Origin of the sequence: Nocardiopsis dassonvillei subsp. dassonvillei DSM 43111, assembly GCF_000092985.1 — a bacterium.
In the GTDB taxonomy this organism is placed as follows: Bacteria; Actinomycetota; Actinomycetes; order Streptosporangiales; family Streptosporangiaceae; genus Nocardiopsis; species Nocardiopsis dassonvillei.
Genome location: NC_014210.1, coordinates 4,234,146 through 4,254,843, shown reverse-complemented (window position 1 = coordinate 4,254,843; position 20,698 = coordinate 4,234,146). Strand labels below are relative to the sequence as shown.

Annotated in this window: 19 protein-coding genes; 9 read left to right on the top strand and 10 right to left on the bottom strand. The window is 73.5% G+C overall.

Annotation, left to right across the window (positions count from 1 at the left end; all coding sequences use genetic code 11):
- Positions 1–75 precede the first annotated feature (75 nt).
- Positions 76–906 (bottom strand): NAD-dependent epimerase/dehydratase family protein, encoded by an 831-nt coding sequence (locus NDAS_RS17555; protein WP_013154553.1) that lies wholly within the window; start codon positions 904–906, stop codon positions 76–78.
- A 175-nt stretch (positions 907–1,081) separates the two neighbouring features.
- Here NDAS_RS17555 and NDAS_RS17550 point away from each other — a divergent pair, with 175 nt between their 5' ends.
- Both NDAS_RS17550 and NDAS_RS17545 read left to right on the top strand, forming a co-directional pair.
- The gene (locus NDAS_RS17550) at positions 1,082–2,038 is read left to right on the top strand and encodes an AraC family transcriptional regulator (protein ID WP_013154552.1); all 957 of its coding nucleotides are present in this window, start codon (positions 1,082–1,084) and stop codon (positions 2,036–2,038) included.
- A gap of 73 nt (positions 2,039–2,111) precedes the next feature.
- Positions 2,112–2,897, top strand: coding sequence for a class I SAM-dependent methyltransferase (locus tag NDAS_RS17545; protein WP_013154551.1), 786 nt, complete (start codon positions 2,112–2,114; stop codon positions 2,895–2,897).
- Between the two features lie 557 nt (positions 2,898–3,454).
- On the opposite strand, the gene NDAS_RS17540 is transcribed toward NDAS_RS17545, so the two are convergent.
- Positions 3,455–3,913 carry a GNAT family N-acetyltransferase gene (locus tag NDAS_RS17540; protein ID WP_013154549.1) on the bottom strand — a complete coding sequence of 153 codons (459 nt, stop codon included), beginning with the start codon at positions 3,911–3,913 and terminating at the stop codon, positions 3,455–3,457.
- Positions 3,914–4,056: 143 nt separating this feature from the next.
- The gene (locus tag NDAS_RS17535) at positions 4,057–4,686 is read right to left on the bottom strand and encodes an HAD-IA family hydrolase (protein ID WP_013154548.1); all 630 of its coding nucleotides are present in this window, start codon (positions 4,684–4,686) and stop codon (positions 4,057–4,059) included.
- 202 nt (positions 4,687–4,888) lie between these two features.
- Between NDAS_RS17535 and NDAS_RS17530 the strand changes: the two genes are divergently transcribed.
- A complete protein-coding gene (locus NDAS_RS17530) occupies positions 4,889–5,125 on the top strand; it encodes a hypothetical protein (protein ID WP_013154547.1) in 237 nt (78 codons plus the stop codon).
- Between the two features lie 69 nt (positions 5,126–5,194).
- Here the strand turns inward: NDAS_RS17530 and NDAS_RS17525 are convergent, their stop codons facing one another.
- The 3 genes from NDAS_RS17525 to NDAS_RS17515 form a co-directional block, all read right to left on the bottom strand.
- A complete protein-coding gene (locus tag NDAS_RS17525; RefSeq protein WP_013154546.1) occupies positions 5,195–6,031 on the bottom strand; it encodes a TIGR03619 family F420-dependent LLM class oxidoreductase in 837 nt (278 codons plus the stop codon).
- Between the two features lie 100 nt (positions 6,032–6,131).
- Entirely contained in the window at positions 6,132–7,187 is a 1,056-nt protein-coding gene (locus NDAS_RS17520) for an endonuclease/exonuclease/phosphatase family protein (RefSeq protein WP_013154545.1), read from the bottom strand.
- A gap of 123 nt (positions 7,188–7,310) precedes the next feature.
- Complete coding sequence (locus NDAS_RS17515) at positions 7,311–8,267, bottom strand: LysR family transcriptional regulator (protein WP_013154544.1); 957 nt, start codon at positions 8,265–8,267, stop codon at positions 7,311–7,313.
- Positions 8,268–8,367: 100 nt separating this feature from the next.
- Here NDAS_RS17515 and NDAS_RS17510 point away from each other — a divergent pair, with 100 nt between their 5' ends.
- The 4 genes from NDAS_RS17510 (at position 8,368) to NDAS_RS17495 (ending at position 13,605) form a co-directional block, all read left to right on the top strand.
- Entirely contained in the window at positions 8,368–9,378 is a 1,011-nt protein-coding gene (locus NDAS_RS17510; protein ID WP_013154543.1) for an NADP-dependent oxidoreductase, read from the top strand.
- An 87-nt stretch (positions 9,379–9,465) separates the two neighbouring features.
- Complete coding sequence (locus NDAS_RS17505; RefSeq protein WP_013154542.1) at positions 9,466–10,284, top strand: aldo/keto reductase; 819 nt, start codon at positions 9,466–9,468, stop codon at positions 10,282–10,284.
- A gap of 278 nt (positions 10,285–10,562) precedes the next feature.
- Complete coding sequence (locus NDAS_RS17500; protein ID WP_013154541.1) at positions 10,563–11,444, top strand: alpha/beta fold hydrolase; 882 nt, start codon at positions 10,563–10,565, stop codon at positions 11,442–11,444.
- Between the two features lie 490 nt (positions 11,445–11,934).
- Positions 11,935–13,605 (top strand): BCCT family transporter, encoded by a 1,671-nt coding sequence (locus NDAS_RS17495; RefSeq protein WP_013154540.1) that lies wholly within the window; start codon positions 11,935–11,937, stop codon positions 13,603–13,605.
- Between the two features lie 42 nt (positions 13,606–13,647).
- Here NDAS_RS17495 and NDAS_RS17490 read toward each other — a convergent pair whose 3' ends face one another.
- Positions 13,648–14,550 carry an aminoglycoside 3'-phosphotransferase gene (locus NDAS_RS17490; RefSeq protein ID WP_013154539.1) on the bottom strand — a complete coding sequence of 301 codons (903 nt, stop codon included), beginning with the start codon at positions 14,548–14,550 and terminating at the stop codon, positions 13,648–13,650.
- Between the two features lie 183 nt (positions 14,551–14,733).
- Positions 14,734–15,441 (bottom strand): TetR/AcrR family transcriptional regulator, encoded by a 708-nt coding sequence (locus NDAS_RS17485; protein WP_013154538.1) that lies wholly within the window; start codon positions 15,439–15,441, stop codon positions 14,734–14,736.
- A gap of 96 nt (positions 15,442–15,537) precedes the next feature.
- Here NDAS_RS17485 and NDAS_RS17480 point away from each other — a divergent pair, with 96 nt between their 5' ends.
- Together NDAS_RS17480 and NDAS_RS17475 are read left to right on the top strand one after the other, a co-directional pair.
- Positions 15,538–16,734 carry a DUF418 domain-containing protein gene (locus NDAS_RS17480; RefSeq protein WP_013154537.1) on the top strand — a complete coding sequence of 399 codons (1,197 nt, stop codon included), beginning with the start codon at positions 15,538–15,540 and terminating at the stop codon, positions 16,732–16,734.
- Between the two features lie 258 nt (positions 16,735–16,992).
- Positions 16,993–17,766, top strand: coding sequence for a nucleotidyltransferase domain-containing protein (locus NDAS_RS17475; protein ID WP_013154536.1), 774 nt, complete (start codon positions 16,993–16,995; stop codon positions 17,764–17,766).
- A gap of 199 nt (positions 17,767–17,965) precedes the next feature.
- Here the strand turns inward: NDAS_RS17475 and NDAS_RS17470 are convergent, their stop codons facing one another.
- Together NDAS_RS17470 and NDAS_RS17465 are read right to left on the bottom strand one after the other, a co-directional pair.
- Positions 17,966–18,907: a GNAT family N-acetyltransferase gene (locus NDAS_RS17470; RefSeq protein WP_013154535.1), complete on the bottom strand. Its 942-nt coding sequence runs from the start codon at positions 18,905–18,907 to the stop codon at positions 17,966–17,968.
- Positions 18,908–19,222: 315 nt separating this feature from the next.
- Positions 19,223–20,656 (bottom strand): benzoate/H(+) symporter BenE family transporter, encoded by a 1,434-nt coding sequence (locus tag NDAS_RS17465; RefSeq protein WP_013154534.1) that lies wholly within the window; start codon positions 20,654–20,656, stop codon positions 19,223–19,225.
- Between the last annotated feature and the right edge of the window lie 42 nt (positions 20,657–20,698).

Genomic DNA, 20,698 nt, shown 5'->3' with positions numbered 1-20,698 from the left:
CCCGCGCCCAGCGCCCTCGTGCCGGACCCCTGTGCGCTGCTCCCCTCTGTGCCGGGCGCCCTCGTACAGGGGCCCTCACACCGGGCGGCTCCAGGCCCCGGCGGCCCCGGCCCGGCGGACGTACTCGACGAAGTCCGAGGCCGGGCGGCCCAGCGCCTTCTCGACCCCGTCGGCGGGCTCGGCGTTGCGGCCGTCCAGGATCTCGCCGAACAGCTCGGTCAGCCCCCGGGCCACCTCCCCGGGCAGCCCCGCGGCGACCGCCCCGGCGACGAACTCCTCCGGCGGGACCCGGCGGCAGGCGACGGGGTACCCGGCGGCCCCGCCGATCAGACGGGTGGCCTCGGTGAACGTCAGTGCCCGGGGCCCGGTCAGCTCGTACAGCTCACCGGCGTGCCCGTCCTCCGTCAGCGCCCGGGCCGCGATCTCCGCGACGTCGTCGAGGTCCACGAACGGCTCGGGCACGTCCGGCACCGGCAGGGCCACGGTGCCCTCCAGGACCGGCCCGAGCAGGAAGCTCTCGGAGAAGTCCTGCGCGAAGACCGAGCAGCGCAGCACGGTCAGGTCGGGGAACACGCCGCGCACGGCGTGCTCCGCGCGCTCGGCCCCCTCCTCGCCCCGGCCCGACAGCAGCACCGCGCGCCGGACGCCGCTCCGGGCGGCACGGGAGGCGAACGCGGCGACGGCCTCGTCGGCCCCGGGAAAGGCCAGGTCGGGGTGGTAGCACAGGTAGACGGAGGCGACCCCCTCCAGGACGGCGTCCCAGGTGGCGGGTTCGTGCCAGTCGAAGCGGGGCCGACCGGAGCGGGAGCCGACCCGGACGTCGGCGCCGTGCTCGCGCAGCAGGCGGGTGACACGGCGGCCGGTCATGCCGGTGCCGCCGGTGACGAGGACGTGTTGTGTGGTCATGTCCCCCACTCCACCAGCCGGGGGCCGGACGGAACATAGCCAGAACGCTGGTGTGCATAAGCGTTCGTCTGGATCCGGCGCGGTCCCCGCTGTCCTCGGACGCGGCCCCCTCGGAGGAGCCCGCGCGTTCGGCGGCAGAGCCCCGAGCCCCCGTCCGCGTCACTAGGGTGAGGCCATGGACCCCCTCGTGCACCTCCTGGACGGACCACGCGCGCGCGGCGCCTTCACCCTGCGCACCGTCATGAGCCCGCCCTGGGGCATCGACATCCGCGACGAGGCCGCGCTCACCCTGGTCGTGGTCACCTCCGGGCGCGCCTGGGTGGCGGCGAACGGAGAGGAGGCCGAGGCCGGTCCCGGCGACCTGGTGCTCGTGCGCGGCCCGGAGCCCTACGTGATCGCCGACAGCCCGGGCCGGGAGCCCACCGTCACCGCTCTGCCGGGTGCGCGGTGCGTGGCCCGCGACGGCGCGGAGGTCCACGTGTCCATGAGCCACGGCGTCGGCACCTGGGGGAACGACCCCGACGGCACCGACACCATGGTCGTGGGCGCCTACCTGGACGACAGCGAGGTCGGCCGCCTCGCCCTGGCCGCGCTGCCGTCGCTGGCGGTGCTCCCCGAGGGCCGGGTCGACCCCGCGCTGGTGGAACTGCTCGCACGCGAGATCACCACCGGCCACGTCGCCCAGACCAGCCTCAACGACCGGCTCCTGGACTGCCTGCTGGTGATGGCGGTGCGCGCCTGGCTGGAGGACAACCCCGACAGCGCGCCCAACTGGCTCACCGCCCGCAGCGACCCCGTCGTCGCGCGGGCGCTGGAGCTGGTCCACGAGCGCGTCGCCGACCCCTGGACGCTGGAGTCCCTGGCGGGGGAGTGCGCGGTCTCCCGCGCCACCCTGGCCGCGCGCTTCCAGCGGGCCGTGGGCACCCCTCCGATGACCTACCTGCGCACCTGGCGGCTGACGGTGGCCTGCGACCTGCTCACCGCCAGCCCGGGGCTGGGCCTGGAGGCCGTGGCCGCACGGGTGGGCTACGGGAGCGCGTTCGCGTTCAGTTCCGCGTTCAAGAACCACACGGGCGCGAGCCCGTCCGCGTACCGGGCCGCCCGGGCCGAACGCGTGCCGCAGGAGGCCTGACGCGGTCCCGAGCCACGTGGTTGGGTAGGTCTTCCCGAGACCCGGGGCCAGGGCACGGCAGAAGGGGGACGCGATGACCGACAGCACCCAGGCGTTCGACCAGCTCAGCGAGGGCTATCGCCGTTTCCGGCCGGGATACCCCCGTGCCCTGCTCGACCGGTTGCGCGCCCACGTCCTCGCCGGTGAGCGGAGTTCCTGGCCCGAGCCCTGGCTCCTGCTCGACGTCGGCGCGGGGACGGGCATCTCCACCCGCGCCCTGCGCCGCGTCTTCGGTCCGGATCCTCGTGTGGTCGGCGTCGAGCCGGGGCGTTCCATGCGGGCCGCCGCCGCCGAGGAACCCGACGGGGTCGAGTACGTGGACGGCCGTGCCGAGGAGGTCCCCTTCCCCGACGCGTCGGCCTCCCTCGTGCTGGCCGCACAGGCCGTCCACTGGTTCGACCGGCCCGCCTTCTACGCCGAGGCCGCGCGCCTGCTCCTGCCCGGCGGCACCGTCGCGGTCCTCAACAACGACCGCGACTGGACGGCCAGTGCGTTCGTCGACGCCCACGAGAGCCTGATGGAGGAGTACGGCGACGACTACCGGCGCGACTACCGCGCCTACGACACCGTCGCCGAGATGGAAGCCCAAGACGGCCTTTCCAACGCCACCGAGTTCACCACCGCCTGGACGCGCGAACTCGACACCGCGGGCTTCGTCGGGAGCGCGCTGTCCTCCAGCAGGATGGCCGCCGTGGTCCGCGACATCGGCGAGGAGCGCACCCGGGCCGCCCTCACCGAGCTCGTCGCCGCGCACTTCCCCGACGGGAACGTGCGCGTCCCCTACGTCACGCGGCTCCACCTGGCCCGCCGGACGCCGTAGCCGCACGCCGGTGCCCGCGCAAGGGAGTCCGGCTGCTCCAGGTCACGGTTTCGGGCGACACATCGTAGGGGCGTCCCCGAGGCCAACACGGTTTGGCGCAACGAAGCGGCGGGGGCGCGGGGGAGTTCGGCGGCGACGTCCTCACACGTGCTGTGCACGGAACTTCCAGGACCTTTGCCGAGGGCGGCGTTCAGGGCATGAGCGGCGCGGCGGGCAAGTTTCCCGTCTGCTCGACTCAGAACCGCCTGGAGGTATGCGGTGCCGTTGTCGTCTGAGACGAGGGCGAGCACCCGATGCTTGGACTGGGTGTGCTCGCAGCGGAACTGGCGGGGAAAGGGAAGCGGAAGCCCGCTATCGGACATGGTCCAACCTCACAGCGAATATCGCGCCTTATCGAGCGCAGGAGTGTGGAACTCCGCTGGTGGGTGAGGTACGGCCACGCCCCCGGACGGACGAGGGGAGAGAAACCGCTGGTGCCCCCGATGCGATCAGCGACCCGTGCCGGCCAAGACCCGTGCTGTCCGTCTCATGTGGATGCGGCCAGGCTTCCGTAACGGTCAGCCGAGCCGCTTCTTGAAGCCGACGTGGGAGGCGGTGTACCCCAACCGCTCGTAGAAGCGGTGGGCGTCCTCCCGCGAGGCGTCCGAGGTCAGCTGGAGCATGGCGGCTCCCCGGCGGCGGGCCTCCTCCTCGGCCCAGGCCAGCAGGTCGGTGCCCAGACCGCCGCCGCGCACGTCCGAGTGCACCCGCACCGCCTCCACCTGGGCGCGGGTGGCGCCCCGGTGGGACAGGCCCGGCAGGAAGGTCAGCTGGAGGGTTCCCACCACCCGGTCCCCGCGGCGGGCCACCGCCAGGAACTGGTGCGGGTCGGCGTCGATCACCTCGAAGGCCGCCAGGTAGGGGGCCGGGTTCCCGGGATCCTCGCGTCGGGCGCCCAGTTCGTCGTCGGCGAGCATGGCGACGATCGCCGCCACGTCCTCGGCGCGGGCCCGGTTGATGGTGATGCCCTCGTTCAAGGGTGCTCCGTTCGTCGTCAGGTGTTCCGGCGCCGCCGGACGCGGTCGCCGGGGCCCGCCCCGAGCGGTTCCGGGGGAGCGAGGGTCCGGCCCTCCGGAGCGCTCGCCCGCGGCGCGGGCGGGGTCGGTCCGGGGCGGGGGGCTTAGGGGAACAGCAGCGCGGCCACGGCTTCGAGGTCCGCCACCACGGTGGTCGCGTGCGCGAGGTCCCCGGGGTCGGTCGTGGAGGCCACGGCCACCACGGGCATGCCCGCGTCCAGGCCGGAGCGGACGCCGCTCACGGAGTCCTCCACCACCACGCACCGCCCGGGGGCGACCCCCATGCGCTCGGCTCCCAGCAGGTACGGGGCCGGGTGGGGCTTGCCCCGGGCCACCTGGTCGGCGGTCACCAGCACGCGGGGGAGGGGCAGCCCCGCCGCCGCGATCCGCGAACGCGCGATCCGGTCGCTCCCGGACGTGACGATCGCCCAGGGGCGTCCGTGCGCGTCGAGTTCGCTCAGGAGTTCGCGTGCGCCGGGCACGCCCCGGACGCCGCCCCCGGCGGCGGCCTCGTGGTCCTCGATCCGCGGCGCCTCGGCCAGCGGGTCCAGGTGCGGGGCGAAGAGGCGGGCCAGGTCCACGTCGGTCCGCCCGTGGTGGTGTTCGAGCACCGCGCCGACGTCCAGGCCGCGTTCCACGGCCCACGCGGTCAGCCCCGCGCGGATGCTCGCCGTGGAGTCCACCAGCACGCCGTCCAGGTCGAACAGCACGGTCGCCTCGTCGTAGCCGCCCACGTCACTCCCTCGTCCGGTTCCCGCCAGGCACTCCAGGGTGCCATCCGCGACCGCCCGGGCGTCGGCGGCGGTACCCCTGCCGGAGCGTCGGGAGCGGGGACCGGCCGGATCCGGCACGGCAGCCGGCCGTCCTCCGCCTGTCCGACGAGGACGCGCCCGGAGACGGGTGCGCCACCACGGGCATGTCAATTACAGTTGACCCATGGACGCCGAACAGCTGACCGCCCTCGCCCGCACCACCGGAGCCGACGACCCGCTGGTGGGTCTGGACGCCACCGTCCAGCTGCGCAGGGAGATGGAGCGGGTCGAGGCCGTCCTCGTCCGCCGCGCCCGCAACCGCGGCTCCACCTGGGCCGAGATCGCCGGGGTGCTCGGCGTGTCCAAGCAGGCCATCCACAAGAAGTACGGAGGCCGCGGGCTCTTCGGCGGGCAGGAGTAGGAACGCCGCACCGGCCCGGCACCGCCGGTCGGCGCGGTGCCGACGCCCGGCCCGGCCCGGTGCCCCCTGTCAGCGCAGTGCCGCCGCGAACCGCTCCATCCTCTCGCCGAAGCCCTCCGCGTCGCCGAACCACACCGCCACCGCGTCCGCTCCGGCGGCCGTCAGCTCCCGGAACAGCCCGACGGCGCGTTCGAACTCCTCCTCGCCACCGGACCAGGCGATCCGCGTTCCCGCGCGCACCGGCCGCGGGGTCAGCTCCCGCAGCCGGTTCCGGGCCTCCACGAACCCCGCCGTGTCCAGTCCCACGCCCTGCCACACGTCGGCCCACTCGGCGGCCCGCCGCAGCGCCCGGTCGGACGTGCCGCCCACCATCACGGGTACGCGCCGCGCCGGACGGGGCGCGAACACCCCGCGTTCGTAGGAGTGGAAGCGCCCCTCGAACGGCCCCTCGCCCTCGAACAGGTGCCGCAGCAGCCGCAGCGTCTCGTCGGTCCGGGCGCCGCGCGTGGCGAAGTCCGACCCCACGGCCTCGAACTCCTCGCGCGACCAGCCGGTCCCCACACCCAGGACGAAGCGCCCCCCGGACAGGGCGTCCAGGGTCGCCACCTGCTTCGCCAGCACGAACGGGTCGCGCATCGGCGCCACCAGCACCGACGTGCCCAGTCGGATCCGCCGGGTCAGGGCCGCCAGGTGGGCCAGGGCCACCAGCGGCTCGTACACGCCGCCGAAGGTGCGGCCGTACGGCGCGGGCGGCAGCAGGTGGTCGGGCAGCCACACCGCGTCCACGCCCAGCTCCTCGGCGCGAACCCCCAGTTCGACGAGGGTTCTCGGTGACATCCGCACGGACTCGTCGGGCAGGACCACCTGGAGGGGCGTTCCCGTGATCGGTTCGGTCAACTCGCTCATGGAGTGACGGTAGACGGTGCCACCGGTGTGAGGGCGAGGACGGGTCAGATGTTCCCGTGCCGTCCTCGCCGGAACGCCGGAACGCGGGACGCGGGAACGCCTACCGGGGCGAGGGCAGGGACACCTCGACCAGCACCGCCCTGTGGTCAGTGCCGGTCACCTCCACGACCTCCAGGCCGTCGACGCCCATCCGGGGGTGCACCAGCACGTGGTCGATGGCCAGGCCCGGCACCGCTCGCCCCACCGGCCACGTGGGCTCCAACCCCTCACCCAGGACCGCGGCCGAGCTCAGGTACCCCGCCTCCAGGACCTCGCGCAGCGCCGCGTGGTCGAGCGTGGCGTTGAAGTCCCCGGCCAGGACCCGCATCGTGTCCGGGTCGCCCACCTCGGCCAAGCCCTCCAGCTCCCCGCGCCAGGAGGCGGTGTAGGCGGGGGACAGCGGAGGCGGGACGTGCACCGACGTCACCTCCAGCACGTCGTCCTCCCCGTCCCCGTCGCCGTCCTCGGGCAGCCGCACGACGGCGGTCGGCATCGCGAACGTGTCGTGGCCCGCCTCCCCGCCGCCGGTGTCGGTGAGCGGGAGGGCCGAGTGGACGGTGCTCCCGTGCACGCCCCGGGGGTCGGAGCGGTCGACGGCGTGCGGCAGCAGGTCGTCCAGCCCGGCGGCGGACAGCTCGCGCACCAGGTCGGGGGTGACCTCCTGGAGGGTGAGCACGTCCACCTCCCGGTCGCGCACCAGCGACACCACCCGCGCCGCGTCGGCGCCGCCGCCGAGCGTGTTCAGGGTCATGATCCGCACGACCGGACCGCCCGCCGAGGTCACGCCGAACGGCACAGCGCGGGGCACGACCACGGCGGCCAGCGCCAACGTCACCGCGGTCAGGACCGCCATGGACCCCCAGCGCCGCAGCAGCCCGGCCACCACCGCCGCCAGCGGCGCGGCGGCCAGCGCGTAGGGCGTGAAGGCCAGCGCGGGCACCAGGGGCCAGCCCCGTTCCAGGCCCAGGACCCGCAGCAGGGAGAACACCGCGAGCCCCGCCGCGGCCAGCGCGACCAGGACCGTCACCGCGGGGGAGCGGCCGGAGGCCCCGGAGGCCCCGGAGGCCCCACCGCCCGCCGGTCCCGTGCCGCTTCCCGGTGCCTGTACGCGTTCCATCGCCGTCCTTCCCGGAGCGGACGCCGCCGTCCGCCCTTCACGGGGTCAGGACTACACCACCGCGGCGGGGGTCCGGGACACCGGCGTACCCGCCCCGGCGGCTCCGGGCCCCGGGCGGTCCCCTCAACAGGCGCGGGCGGCCGCCACCAGGCGCCGGTGCACCTCCTCCAGGCACGGGTTGTCCGCCACCCCCGGGCGCCGTACCAGGTACAACGTGGTGACCGGCGGCTCCTCCGGGGCCAGGAGCGCCACCAGGCGCCCCTCGGCCAGCGTCTCCCGGCACAGGTGGCGCGGCAGCACCGTCACCCCCGCCCCCGCCGTGACGGCCGACACCACCCCGCGCAGGTCGGGCGCGGTGACCGCGGGCGCACACGTCAGCCGCACCCCGAACACCTGCCGCCAGTAGCGGCGCAGGACCGACAACTCGTCGTCGTGGGCCACCAGCGGGACCGCGCACAGCGCGGAGGCGCCCTGGCGCAGGAGCCGGTCGCGGCCGATCCGGTCCGCCCACGCCGGCGACGCCACCAGCACGAACTCCTCGTCGGCGAGGGGTTCGGCGACCAGGGTCCGCCCCCGCGGCCGCACCGCGGACACCACCAGGTCGTGCCGGTCCCGGCGCAGCTCCTCCAGCAGGTCCTCGGCCGGACCGGTGCGCACGCGCAGCCGCAGGCCGCCCTCCACCAGGGGCGCGAGCGCGGGCAGCACCAGCGCGTGCAGCGCCTCGGCGGGGCCCGCCACGCGCAGCGGCGCGGGCGACGCGGACGCGCCGCCGCCGTCGCGCCCGGCGACCACCTCCAGCGCGTCCAGGGGCCCGGCCACGCGCGCGGCCAGGTCGTTGGCCTCGGCGGTCGGGGCCACCCCCCGGGGCAGCCTCTCGAAGAGGGGGTGTCCGAGCCGCCGCTCCAGGGAACGGATCTGGGTGGTGACCGTGGGCTGCGACAGCCGCAGCAACTGCGCGGCGGCGGTGAAGGACCCCGACCGGTGTACCGCCAGGAAGGTCCTCAACTGCTGCAGATCGAGCGGCCCGCCGGGCCGCGGATCGGCCGCCGTGCCCGAACCATTGACATTCCTATAGCTCACCTCGCCGATTTTATTGGTCGGTGAATGGGTGGTCGGACTAGTGTCTGTTCGGTCCGCGGGTCACCGCGCCAACACCCAGCGAAGTCACGGAGGTCACGTCATGTCCGTCACCAGCAGGGAGGTCCACCTGGTGGCCCGTCCCGTCGGCGAGCCCGAGCCCACCGACTTCTCCCTCGTGGAGACCACCGTCGCCGACCCCGGTCCCGGGCAGGTCCTGGTGCGCAACGACTGGATGTCCGTGGACCCGTACATGCGCGGCCGCATGAACGACGCCAAGTCCTACGTCCCCCCGTTCCGGCTCGGCGAGCCGATGGACGGCGGCGCCGTGGGCGTGGTCACCGCCTCCGGCAGCGACGACGTCCCCGTGGGCACCACCGTCCTGCACTCGGCCGGATGGCGCGAGTACGCGCTGCTGCCCGCGGATTCCGTGCGCGCGGTGGACGCCTCCCTGGCACCCGCCGAGGCCTACCTCGGCGTGCTGGGCATGATCGGCCTCACCGCCTACGCGGGCCTGACCGAGATCGCCCCGGTGCGCGAGGGCGACGTGGTGTTCGTCTCCGGCGCCGCGGGCGCGGTCGGCTCCGCCGCCGGCCAGATCGCCCGCCAGCTGGGCGCGTCCCGGGTGGTCGGGTCCGCGGGCGGCCCGGAGAAGAAGCGCCGCCTCCTGGAGGACTTCGGCTTCGACGCCGCCATCGACTACCGCGAGGGCCGCCTGGAGGAGCAGCTCGCCGAGGCCGCGCCCGAGGGGATCGACGTCTACTTCGACAACGTCGGCGGCGACCACCTGAGGGCCGCCATCGCCGCGATGCGCAACCACGGCCGGATCGCCCTGTGCGGCGCGATCTCCCAGTACAACGCCACCAAGCCCGAGCCCGGCCCCGACAACCTCTTCCTGGCCGTCGGCAAGCGCCTCACCCTGCGCGGGTTCATCGCCGGAGACCACGGCCACCTGATGAAGGAGTACGCCGAGCGCGCCTCCGGGTGGATCGTCGACGGCAGGCTGCGCAGCGAGCAGACCGTCGTCGACGGCATCGACAACGCCGTGCGGGCCTTCCTCGGCATGATGCGGGGCGCCAACACGGGCAAGATGCTGGTCCACCTCACACCCTGAACCGCTTGCCTGGAGTGCACTCCAGGTGGCCACCATGGGGGACCACCCCACGAGGAACAACGAATCCGCCACGACAGAAGGGCGCTCATGCAGCACGTCACGCTGAACAACGGCCTCACCATGCCCCAACTCGGGTTCGGCGTCTGGCAGGTTCCCGACGACGAGGCCCGGGCCGCGGTCGCGACCGCCCTGGAGACCGGGTACCGCAGCATCGACACCGCCAGGGTCTACGACAACGAGCGGGGCACGGGCCGGGCCCTGGCCGAGTCGGGCATCGCCCGCGAGGAGCTGTTCGTCACCACCAAGCTGTGGAACGACGAGCAGGGCTACGACAGCACCCTCAAGGCCTTCGACGCCAGCCTGGACCGCCTCGGCCTGGACTACGTGGACCTGTACCTGATCCACTGGCCCTGCCCCGGGCAGGACGCCTACGTCGAGAGCTGGAAGGCGATGGAGCGCATCCACGCCGAGGGCCGCGCCAGGTCCATCGGCGTGTCCAACTTCACCGAGCAGACCCTGGACCGCCTGGTCGCGGAGACCGACGTCGTCCCGGTCCTCAACCAGATCGAGCTGCACCCCTACTTCTCGCAGGGGGCCATGCGGGCCGTCAACGCCCGCCACGGCCTCCTCACCGAGGCCTGGAGCCCGCTGGGCCAGGGCAAGGGGCTGCTGGAGGACCCGGAGCTGACCGCCCTCGGCGAGAAGCACGGCAGGTCGGCGGCGCAGGTCGTGCTGCGCTGGCACCTCCAGCTCGGCAACGTCGTGATCCCCAAGTCGGTGACCCCGTCCCGGATCCGCGAGAACTTCGACGTGTTCGGCTTCGAGCTGTCCGCCGAGGACATGGACCGGGTCTCGGCCCTCGACCGGGGCGGCCGGATCGGCTCGGACCCCGCCACGGTCGGCTGACCGGTGTGTTCCCGGGCCGGCGCCCGGTCCGGGAACACCCCCGCCGGGGCGGGGGAGCGGGGCCGGACACGGCTGGGAAGAGGCGGACGAAAACCCTCAGACCAGGGCGAACGGCTCAACAGGGGACACCCCATGCCGAGTGTGGATCTCTTTCGCGTGTCTGTTCGGACACTCCGAGCGTCCCCGAGTGGCGTGGTGCCGAACGGAGGCGTACAGTCCTCTCTTGGCGCGCCGACAAGCAAGGACGGCGGCCAGTCTCCTCTTAGGCGAAGCAGATCATGACCGTCGTCCCGCACCGCACCGCGCGCGTGTACCGCTCCGACAACGCCGAGCGCTCCGTGCACGCCTGGTGCCACAAAGCCCTGAGCCAGTGGCCCGAACTCGGACCCCTCCCGCCCGTGGAGACCCGTCTGGGCAGCACGCAGGCCTTCCGCTCCGCGGGCGGCCCCGGCACCCCGGTGCTGGTGCTCTCGGGTACCAACTTCAACGCGGCCGCCACGGTGCCCGCGGCCCGCGCGCTGTCCGCGGACCGGCCGGTGCTGCTGGTCGACCTGCCCGGGCAGCCGGGCCTGAGCTGCAGCCAGAGGGTCGGCGGCGCCAGGATCGAGACCTACGGCGCGTGGCTCGACGAGCTCCTGCCCCAGATCACCGACCGGCCCGTCCTCGTGCTGGGGCACTCGCGCGGCGCCGCCATCGCGCTCGCCTCCACGCCGTCCCCGCTGGTCGCCGGGATCCTGCTGCTCAACCCGGCCGGTCTGACCGCGGCCGGGGTCAGCTCCGAGTCCATGCGCGCCACCCTGCCGTGGATGATCCACCCCAACGAGCAGACCAGCGGGCGCCTGGTGGAGTTCCTCAGCGGCCCCTCCACCGAGTGCGACAAGCACCGGGCCGAGGCTGAGTGGCTGACCCTGGTGGCCCGGTACTGCCGCGCGGGATCCACCCCCAGCCCGCTGCCCGCGGAGCACTTCCGCGCCTGGGCCCACACCCCGGTCGCCGTCGCGACCGGGTCGCACGACCCGTTCTTCTCGCCAGCGCGCCTGCACGGCCCGGCCCGCCGGTTCCTGGACGCCGACGTCCACACCATCGAGGGCGCGGGGCACCTGTCGCTGTACGAGCAGCCGGAGCGTGTGCGCGAGCTGCTGGGTGCACTCGACTCCTGACCCCCTCCGTGCGGGGGCGGAGCCCGTCGCAGGGCCCGTCCCCGCCCCGGAGTGCCGGTCCCTCCGCACGAGGGCGGAGCCCGTCGCAGGGCCCGTCCTCCTCTTCCCAGCGCCCCGGCCCCTCCCGCGCCGGGGCGGAGAGCGCCGCGACGCGTGGTTCGCGGGCGTCGCCCGGCCCGCTCCGGGCCGACGTTCCGGGTCTTCTCCCCGCGGTTCCCGTGTGCGGTGACAGGGTGGTACGTATCCGTGCGAAAGCGCGCGTAGCGTACTCAACCCTGCAAGAACATGCCTAATGTGGCTTTCGGCATATTTAAACAGCGAGTTTTCGGTGTGTTGCTAATGGTGGCGGGTAAGGACGTTCCCGACTCTCCGCAAAAGGAAGGATAAACAGGGAACCCCGCCCAAGGACGTATCCTTGCCCGAGGTCGGTGCGGGCTGACGGGCCCTTGTCCCTCGACGAACGTCCCCGAATCACCAGAAAGCAATCGGCATGTTCCAAAAGCTGGCGCAAAGACTGGGGCTCGAGACGAACCCGGCGATCTTCTTCGTGTCCGCCGCGTTGACCATCGTTTTCGTGGTGTCCGCGATCTTCTTCACCGACACGGTGGACGCCGTCTTCGGAACCACCTCCGGCTGGATCCTCACCAACCTGGGATGGTTCTACATCCTCGGTGTGACCACCTTCCTCATCTTCCTGGTCTGGATCGCGTTCAGCAGGTTCGGGCGGGTACGACTGGGGCCGCCGGAGAGCACGCCCGACTACAGCAACTCCGCCTGGTTCGCCATGCTGTTCGCCGCCGGCATCGGCAGCATCCTGATGTTCTGGGGAGTGGCCGAACCCATCAGCCACTACGCCGAGCCGCCGCGCTCCGACGTCGGCCCGCAGACCATCGAGGCGGCCGAGGAGGCGATGGGCTTCACGCTCTACCACTTCGGCCTGCACACCTGGACGATCTTCTGTCTGCCCGGGCTCGCCTTCGCCTACTTCGTGTACCGCAAGGGCCTGCCCTTCCGGGTCAGCTCCGTCTTCCAGCCCTTCCTCGGGGACCGGATCAACGGCCCCATCGGGCGGACCATCGACATCGTCGCGGTCCTGGGCACCCTGTTCGGCGTCGCCGTCACCATCGGCCTGGGCACCCTCCAGATGAACAGCGGCCTCAACACCCTGTTCGGCCTGGAGGAGAGCCGCGTCAGCCAACTGATCCTCATCGCGATCGTCACCACCGTCGCCGTGATCTCCGTGGCCACCGGCCTCGACGTCGGCATCAAGTGGCTGTCCACGATCAACATCTACATGGCCGTGGGGCTGCTGGTCTTCGTCTTCCTCGCCGGCTCGACGCTCTACCTGGCCAAGGGGGTCATCGAGACCACCGGCGTCTACCTGGAGATGCTGGTCCCGCTGTCGTTCTGGAACGACACCTTCGCCAACACCGGCTGGCAGGGCTCCTGGACCGTCTTCTACTGGGCGTGGACCATCACCTGGTCGCCCTTCGTCGGCATCTTCATCGCGCGCATCTCCAAGGGCCGGACCATCCGGGAGTTCATCCTCGGCGTGCTGGCCGCGCCCACCGCGTTCAGCGTCGTGTGGTTCAGCGTGTTCGGCCTGTCGGCCTTCGACATCGAGCGCAACCAGGGCGGCGGCCTGGTGGACGAGGTGGTCACGCAGGAGGACATCCCCGGTTCCCTGTTCGCCTTCCTGGAGCACTTCCCGCTGACCACGGTCGTGTCGGTGGTGGCCATCCTCATCGTCATCATCTTCTTCACCACGTCCTCGGACTCGGCCTCCCTGGTGGTGGACATGCTCTGCTCCGGCAAGAGCGACAACCCCACCCGGCAGCGGGTGTTCTGGGGGATCACCGAGGGCGTCGTCGCCGCGACCGTGCTCACCGCCTCCGGCGTGGGCGGCCTGGACGCCCTGCAACAGACGATCATCGTGTTCGGGCTGCCCTTCTTCGTGATCGGCTTCTTCATGATGGTGGGGCTGGTGCGCTCGCTGCACGCCGAGTTCGCGGAGGGGTCGGGCCTTCAGCGCGAACGCAAGGCTCCGCTGGCCACCAGGGCGCGCAGGATCCAGCGGCGGTACCGGCGCCTGGGCGAGGCCGGGTCCCGCGCCGGCGAGCGCAACGGGGGCAACGGCACCGGTGACGGCGGTCCGCGGTAGGGGACACAGCGCCACGGGCCCCGGCCGCTCCGGCCGGGGCCCTCACACGGGCCAGAAGAAGGAGTTGACCCCGGCGCACAGCCGCAGCCGCTCGGGGTCGACGTCCTCCCGCCCGTAGGCGTCCAGGAACCGTTCGGCGTCCGACGGCCCGAACTGCGGGTTCATCGGACTGAGCAGGCTGCCCACCATGTCGGCCAGGTCCGCGTGGGGGTCCCCCAGTCCGGCCCGCCCCAGGTCCACCAGGGCCCAGCCGTCCGCCCGGCCGTCCCCGGCGGGTGGGGGGCCGTCCGGCCGTGCGGGACCGGGGACCCCGCCCGCGGACCGGTGCGTGCGCGCCGCAACGCCGCGCACGGCGCCGGTGTCGAGCAGCACGTTGGGCAGGCAGTAGTCGCCGTGGACCAGCGCGGTCCGTCCGGGGCCCAGGGCGCGCGCGAGACCGGCCAGCTCGGAGAGCACCTCGGCGGCGGGCGGCCCCTCCCTGCCCGCGGCGGACCAGGAGCGTTCCACCAGCCCGGAGGCGACCCGCTCCCGGGCCCGTTCGAGCTGGGCGGGCAGCGTCATGTCGAAGGGGCACCCCGCGGCCGGAGCGCGGTGCAGCGCGCGGGCGGCCCGGGCGAGCAGGTCGACCACCCGTGACCGGTCCCCGGCGGGCCAGGGCTCGTGGGCGGCGCGTCCGTCCAGGTGGCTCATGGTCAGCCAGCGCAGCCCCGCCCAGGCGCCCGAGTCCAGCACGTGCGGCACCGGCAGCCCCCGTCCGGCCAGCCAGCGCAGGCGCCGCTCCTGGCCCAGGAGTTCGGCCACCAGGTCGGGGCGGTCGGCGTCCACCGACTTGAGCACCGCGAAGGGCCGGTCCCGGGCGTCGAACAGCCGGGCCACACGGGCTCCGGAAAGCCCCACGTCGAGTTCCTCGACGCGGTCGGCGTCCACGGACGGAGGGATGCGCATGCCCCGCACCCTAGCCCCGCCGCCCGCCCCGGTCCCAGCGGTCCACCAGGCGTGCGGCTTCCGCCGAGCGCACACCGGACCCGCCGACGGCCCGCGTCCCGGCTGTCCGCGGAGCCGGGCGGCCCGGCCCGGGCCCGCCGACGGCGGCGCGCCCGTCGGCGAGGCTCCGGGCCGCCGTGTGCGCTAACCGTCCGAGGGAGCGGAAGGACCCTCCTCCGGAGCGGCGGGGGAGGCAGCGCGCGGGTCCAGGCCGAGGACGGGCAGGATCACCTCGTCCACGATCCGCTCCACGTACTCCCCGTCGGGCGGCCCCTGGTGGTCCATGGCGTACTTGATGAGCATGGCCTCACCGATGTCGTCGGTGACGGAGGTGACGCGGGAGGGGTCGATCCTGCCGTGGTCGGCGTAGTGCTCGAGGACGGTGCGGGTGAAGCGCCCCCCGCGGGAGTCGAAGACCTCCCGCACGAACCGGTCGTAGAGCTCGGGGTGGTGCCTGGCCTCGGCGACCACGGAGAACATCGCCTGTCCCAGGGACCGGCTCATGGTGTCGCGCAGGAGCATGAGGGCCCTGACGAGGTCCCCGCGCAGGTCGTCGGCGCCCGGCGTGGGGGCCTCCTGCGGGTAGGTGTGGTACATCGCGTCCAGCAGGATGTCCCCCGGCGTGGGCCAGCGCCGGTACAGCGAGGTCTTGGCCGTGCCCGCCCTGCGGGCGATCCCCTCCATGGACAGGCGGGCGACACCGACGTCCGCGGCCTCCAGGATGACCGCCTCGTGGATGGCGTTCAGCAGTTCCCGCCCGCGTCTGCGCGTGGCCCGGGGCGCCTCCTCCCGCGCGTCCGGCGCCGTCTCCCGCGCCTCGTCGTCGACCCGCGGCCGCTCCCGGTCAACCATGCTCTTCCCAACTAAGCTACGATGGCGTATCTTAGAAGAGGATTGGATACGCCTCCGTATCCAATGCTATCCCCTTCCGTGTGATCGGAGTTCAGTATGTCTCTTCCCCCCTCCCCGCCGCCTTCGACCGGGGGCGTGGCACTCGACCGGCGCTCCCTGGCGCCCGACCTGGCACGCGGGGTGATGCTGCTGGTCATCGCCGTCGTGCACGCGCACATCGTCTGGGTGATGGCCACCGCGGGTCAGAGTCCCGCCTCGGGCGGCCTCCTCGACGCCGCCTCCACCGCCCTGCTGATGCTGTTCGCCGAGGCGCGCGGGTACCCCATGTTCGCGGCGCTGTTCGGCTACGGGCTCGCCTGGATCCACCTGCGCCGCACCGCCGAGGGGCGCCCGGAGCCGTGGGTGCGCTCACTGGTGCGCCGACGCGGCCGGTGGATGGTGCTGATCGGGCTCCTGCACACGGTCCTGCTCTTCTTCGGCGACATCGTCGCGGTCTACGGGCTCATCGCCCTGATGTTCGCGGGTCTGCTGCACGCCGGTGACCGGCGCCTGCTCGCCCACGCCCTCACCTGGGCCTCCCTGGGCTCGCTGTTCTACGCGGTCATGAACAGCCTCCCGCTCTCCGACCCCGAGGCGGGCGGGGTCTTCACCCAGGACCCGCTGGCCGACATGGTCACACGCCTGTTCACCTGGCCGGTCATGACCCCGATGCTCGTGGCGAGTTCGGTGTTCCCCTTCCTCGTCGGAGTCTGGGCGGCCCGCCGCCGCCTGATGGAACAGCCCGAGCTCCACCTCGGGCTGCTGCGCCGCGTCGCCTTCATCGGTATCCCGGTGGCCGTGGTCGGCGGACTGCCGCAGGCCCTGGTGGCCACCGAGCTGTGGGTGCCCGAGTTCGTGCTCAAGGCCGGTGTGGGCTGGCTGCACGTTCTGACCGGCTACGCGGGCGGCTTCGGCTACGCCGCGCTCATCGCGCTGGTCGCGGTCCGCCTCGGTGACCGCAGAGGGCCCCTCGTGCGGGCCCTGGTCGCCACCGGCCAGCGCTCCATGACCTGCTACCTGTTGCAGTCGGTGGGCTGGATCGTGCTGTTCGCGCCCTACGCCCTCGACCTTGGGCCACAGCTGTCCGGGACCGCCGCCGTCCTGCTCGGCGTCGCCGTCTGGTTGGCCACCGTGGTCCTGGCCGACGTCATGCGTCGCGTGGGAGTCCGGGGTCCGGCCGAACGCCTCCTGCGCTGGGGAACCTACAGAACCGTGCGAGCGGAGCAGCCGGAGGCCGAACCAGTGCGGAGATGACCGCACGCTCGGAAACGTCCGGCGTGACCTGCGCGGCCTGGAACATCCGACACCCACTCCGCGCGGCTGGCGGCCTCCGACGGGTGCCGGTGCGGAGAAGGCCGGGAGGCGGGAACGCTCGGCGCGGCCTGCGCGGTGGTGGCCTCGGGCGGGTACCGGTGCGGAGACGACCGGTGCCGAAGCGCTCGGTGAGGCCGCCGTCCGCGCTGGCCACCGGCCCGGCGGAAACCTCATCGCCGACCGGATACGTCATCCGCGATGATGGTCGCCATGTCCATCTCCGCACATGACGACGCGACCTTCCTGTCCGCCACCGCCGACCGGCTCTCCGCCCTTCCGGCCGTCGAGGCGGTCACCCTCGGCGGTTCCCGGGCCCAGGGCACCCACCGCCCCGACAGCGACTGGGACCTGGCGGTCTACTACCGGGGCGAGTTCGACCCGCAGGCGCTGCGGGACCTCGGCTGGGAGGGGGAGGTGTCGGAGGTCGGCGGCTGGGGAGGCGGTGTCTTCAACGGCGGCGCCTGGCTTCGGATCGACGGCCGGGCGGTGGACGTGCACTACCGCGATCTGGACGTGGTCGAGCACCAGCTCGCCGAAGCGCGGCAGGGACGCTTCCGGGTGGAACCGCTCATGTTCCACCTGGCGGGTATCCCCACCTACCTGGTCGTCGCCGAACTCGCCATCGGCCAGGTCCTCGTCGGGGACCTGCCCCGGCCCGACTACCCCGAGGCGCTGCGCAGGAGCGCACCGCCCGTCTGGCGGGGCACAGCCGCGGCCACCCTGTCCTACGCCCAGCACAACCACGCCCCCTACGGCCGGGTCGCCCAGACCGCGGGCCTCCTCGCCCAGGCCGCCTCGCAGGCCGCGCACGCGGTCCTGGCCGAGCGCGGGGTCTGGGTCACCAACGACAAGGCACTGCTGTCCATGGCGGGACTGGAGGAGATCGACTTCGTGGTCGCCGGAATGACCGCCGACCCCCGGGACCTGAGTTCGGCGGTCGCCGAGGCCGGACGGATTCTCGCCACGGCCTGAGTCCCCGCACCGCTGGCCGGATCCGCGCCCAGAGCGTCCGCGCCCCGGGACCCGGGGGTGGTCTGGCACCCGCGTCCCGGGGAATGGGCCGGGCTCGGACCGACCGCGGGTTCCAGGCCCGGGCCGGGGGAGCACACCGCCGCGCCGTGGCCGGGATCCGGGCCACGGCGCGGTGCTGGACCGGGCAGCCGGTTCTGACCTACCAGGTCATGTTGACGACCCCGCTGAGCGTGGCGTACTCCGCCCGCTGGAAGGCCCGCGCCATCGGGACGTTGCCCAGGTCGGTGGCGGCGCGGATACGGTCCGCCCCCTCCTGTGCCAGGACGCGGGTGCCCTCGGCGAGGACCTCGTCGATGTACCCGTTGCCGCGGTGCTCGGGCAGCACCGCGATGTAGCCGATGATCGGGTGGTAGTCGTTGCGGGCGGGCAGCACGAAGCCGACCGGCTCGCCGTCCGGAAGCGTCGCGATCCGCCACCAGGAGCGCGGCGTCGTGTACCGGGCGAACTCCTCGTTCCAGCTGTCGGCGGCCACCTGCTCCGCCGTGGTGTGTGCGAGATCGGCGCGGTCGTGGGCGTCCAGCGTGCCTTCCAGGGCCCGGACCATCAGGCCGAGGATCTCCTCCTCGTCCCGGACCTGCCGGAACCGGAGGCGGTCGCCCGGCCCCGGCGCCGGGACGTCGGGGGTCCACTCGAAGCGCAGCCGCTCCACCAGGAGCGATCCGCCGGTGCGTTCGACGGCGGCCATGCGCTCCCGTACGGCGCGGCGCCCGTCGGCGTCCTCGCGCCAGTCGGCGGGGACGATGCGCAGGTACTCGGGCGGGGTCCGGCCTCCGGGCAGGGTCGCCGCCGAGGCGGTGCGCAGCAGGTGTTCGAGGATCCCCGTGCGGTCCACGTCCCCGGCGGTGTCGTCCACGTCCAGGACGTCCAGCAGCAGGGGAGAGGTGTCACCGCCCCGGCACCACCAGGAGAGGCGGGCCAGGAGGCGGTCGCCGTCCAGGGCGACCCACATCCACGAGGGGCGTCGGCGCCCCCGGGCGAGGTCGTCGGCGAACTCGAAGTTCAGGGGGTAGGGGAACCGGTTGAAGAGGTCGAGCTCCCCGGATCCGGTGATCGTACGGATGGTCAGGTCATGCACGGTCAAGGCGACACCTTCGGTGCGTGCGCCCGGCCGCTCCGGGGATTCAGCTGTCGAGGCCGCCCCGGGAGGGCGCGAGCGCGGTGGTTGCGGTGAACACGGCTCCGCCTCCTTTCGTCGTCGGGGCCCCGGTTCCGCTGTGGTCGGGGCCGCGACTGTTATAGCCGTCTCCCGACCGGCGGGCAAGCCCTTTTGGTCGGGGGCCGACCGGCGCCGGTTCTCGCGGCCGTCCTCCGGTCGGCGGCGCCGGACTCCCCGACCGCGGGCCGACCGGTGCCGGAACACCCGTGGCCGTCCCCGGTCGGTGGGGCTGCCCACCCCTCAACCGCGGGCCGACCGGCTGTCCGCACCGGGATCACCGGGCCCCTGCGCCTCGGTGGTCGTTCCGTCCTCTCCGGCCTGTCCAGTCCCACCCGTCTCGTGAGCCCCGTCGGCCGTCCGTATCGGGGTCGCCGGTGTTCCGGCCGCCTCCCGCGCTCCGCCGCCCTCTCCCCGGACGGCCTCCGCGGTCTCGTCGGCCTCCCGCGCGTCCTCGGTGTCCTGCCCGGCACCGCCGCCCGAAGCCGTGTGCCGCGACCGGCGCCAGGAACGGGTCACCGCCAGCGTCAGCGCACCCGCCAGCAGACCCCAGAAGGCCGACCCCACACCGAACAGGGTGAACCCCGACGCCGTGGCCAGGAAGGTCACCACCGCGGCCTCCCGGGAGCGCTCGTCCCCCAGCGCGGACGCCAGCGAACCCCCGATCGTTCCGAGCAGGCCCAGCCCGGCGATCCCCAGGATCAGCGGCGGCGGCAGCGCGGCCAGCAGCGACGCCACCGTCGCCCCGAAGACCCCCACGCACAGGTAGAAGACCCCCGCCCACACCCCGGCCAGGTAGCGGCGCTCGCGGTCGGGGTGCGCCTGCGGTCCCGTGCAGATGGCCGCGGTGATCGCGGCCAGGTTCATCCCGAAGCACCCGAACGGCGCCAGTACCAGGTTGGTCGCCCCGGTCCACCCGATCACCGGCGAGATCGGCACCCGGTAGCCGTCGCCCCGCAGTACCGCGACCCCCGGCAGGTTCTGCGAGGCCATGGTCACCACGAACAGCGGCAGCCCCACGCTCACCAGCACCTGCCAGGAGAACTCGGGCGCCACGAACACCGGCCGGGCCAGCGACGGGGTCACCCCGCCCAGGTCCAGGGTCCCGCGCAGCGCCGCGGCGACACCGCCCGCGACCAGGGACAGGATGACCGCGTAGCGCGGCAGCCACCGGCGGCTCAGCAGGTACGCCGCGAACATGGTGAACACGACCGCGAAGTCGTCCTCCATGCTCGTGAACAGCCCCATGCCGAACTGGAGCAGCACCCCGGCCAGCAGCCCCGCCGCGAGCGGCACCGGCACGTGGTCCATGACCCTCTCGAACCACCCGGTGACGCCGCTCAGGGTGATCAGCGCGGCCGAGAACAGGAACGCCCCCACCGCCTGCGCCATCGTCACCCCGTCCAGCCCCACCGCCAGCAGCGCGGCGCCGGGCGTGGACCAGGCGGTCACGATCGGGGCCCGGTGGCGCAGGGACAGTCCCACACAGGTCACCGCCATCCCCACACCCAGGGCCAGCATCCACGAGGCGGTCTGCCCGGAGGAGGCACCGGCGGCCTCGGCCGCGGTGAACACGATCGCCGCCGAGCTGGTCACCCCGACCAGCACGGCGACCAGACCGGCCGCGACGGCGGGCGCGGGGGCCACGAGGCCGACAAGACGGACGAGGGTTCTCATAGTCCACCATCCTCGCGCGCCACCGGACCCGCGCCGTCGCCC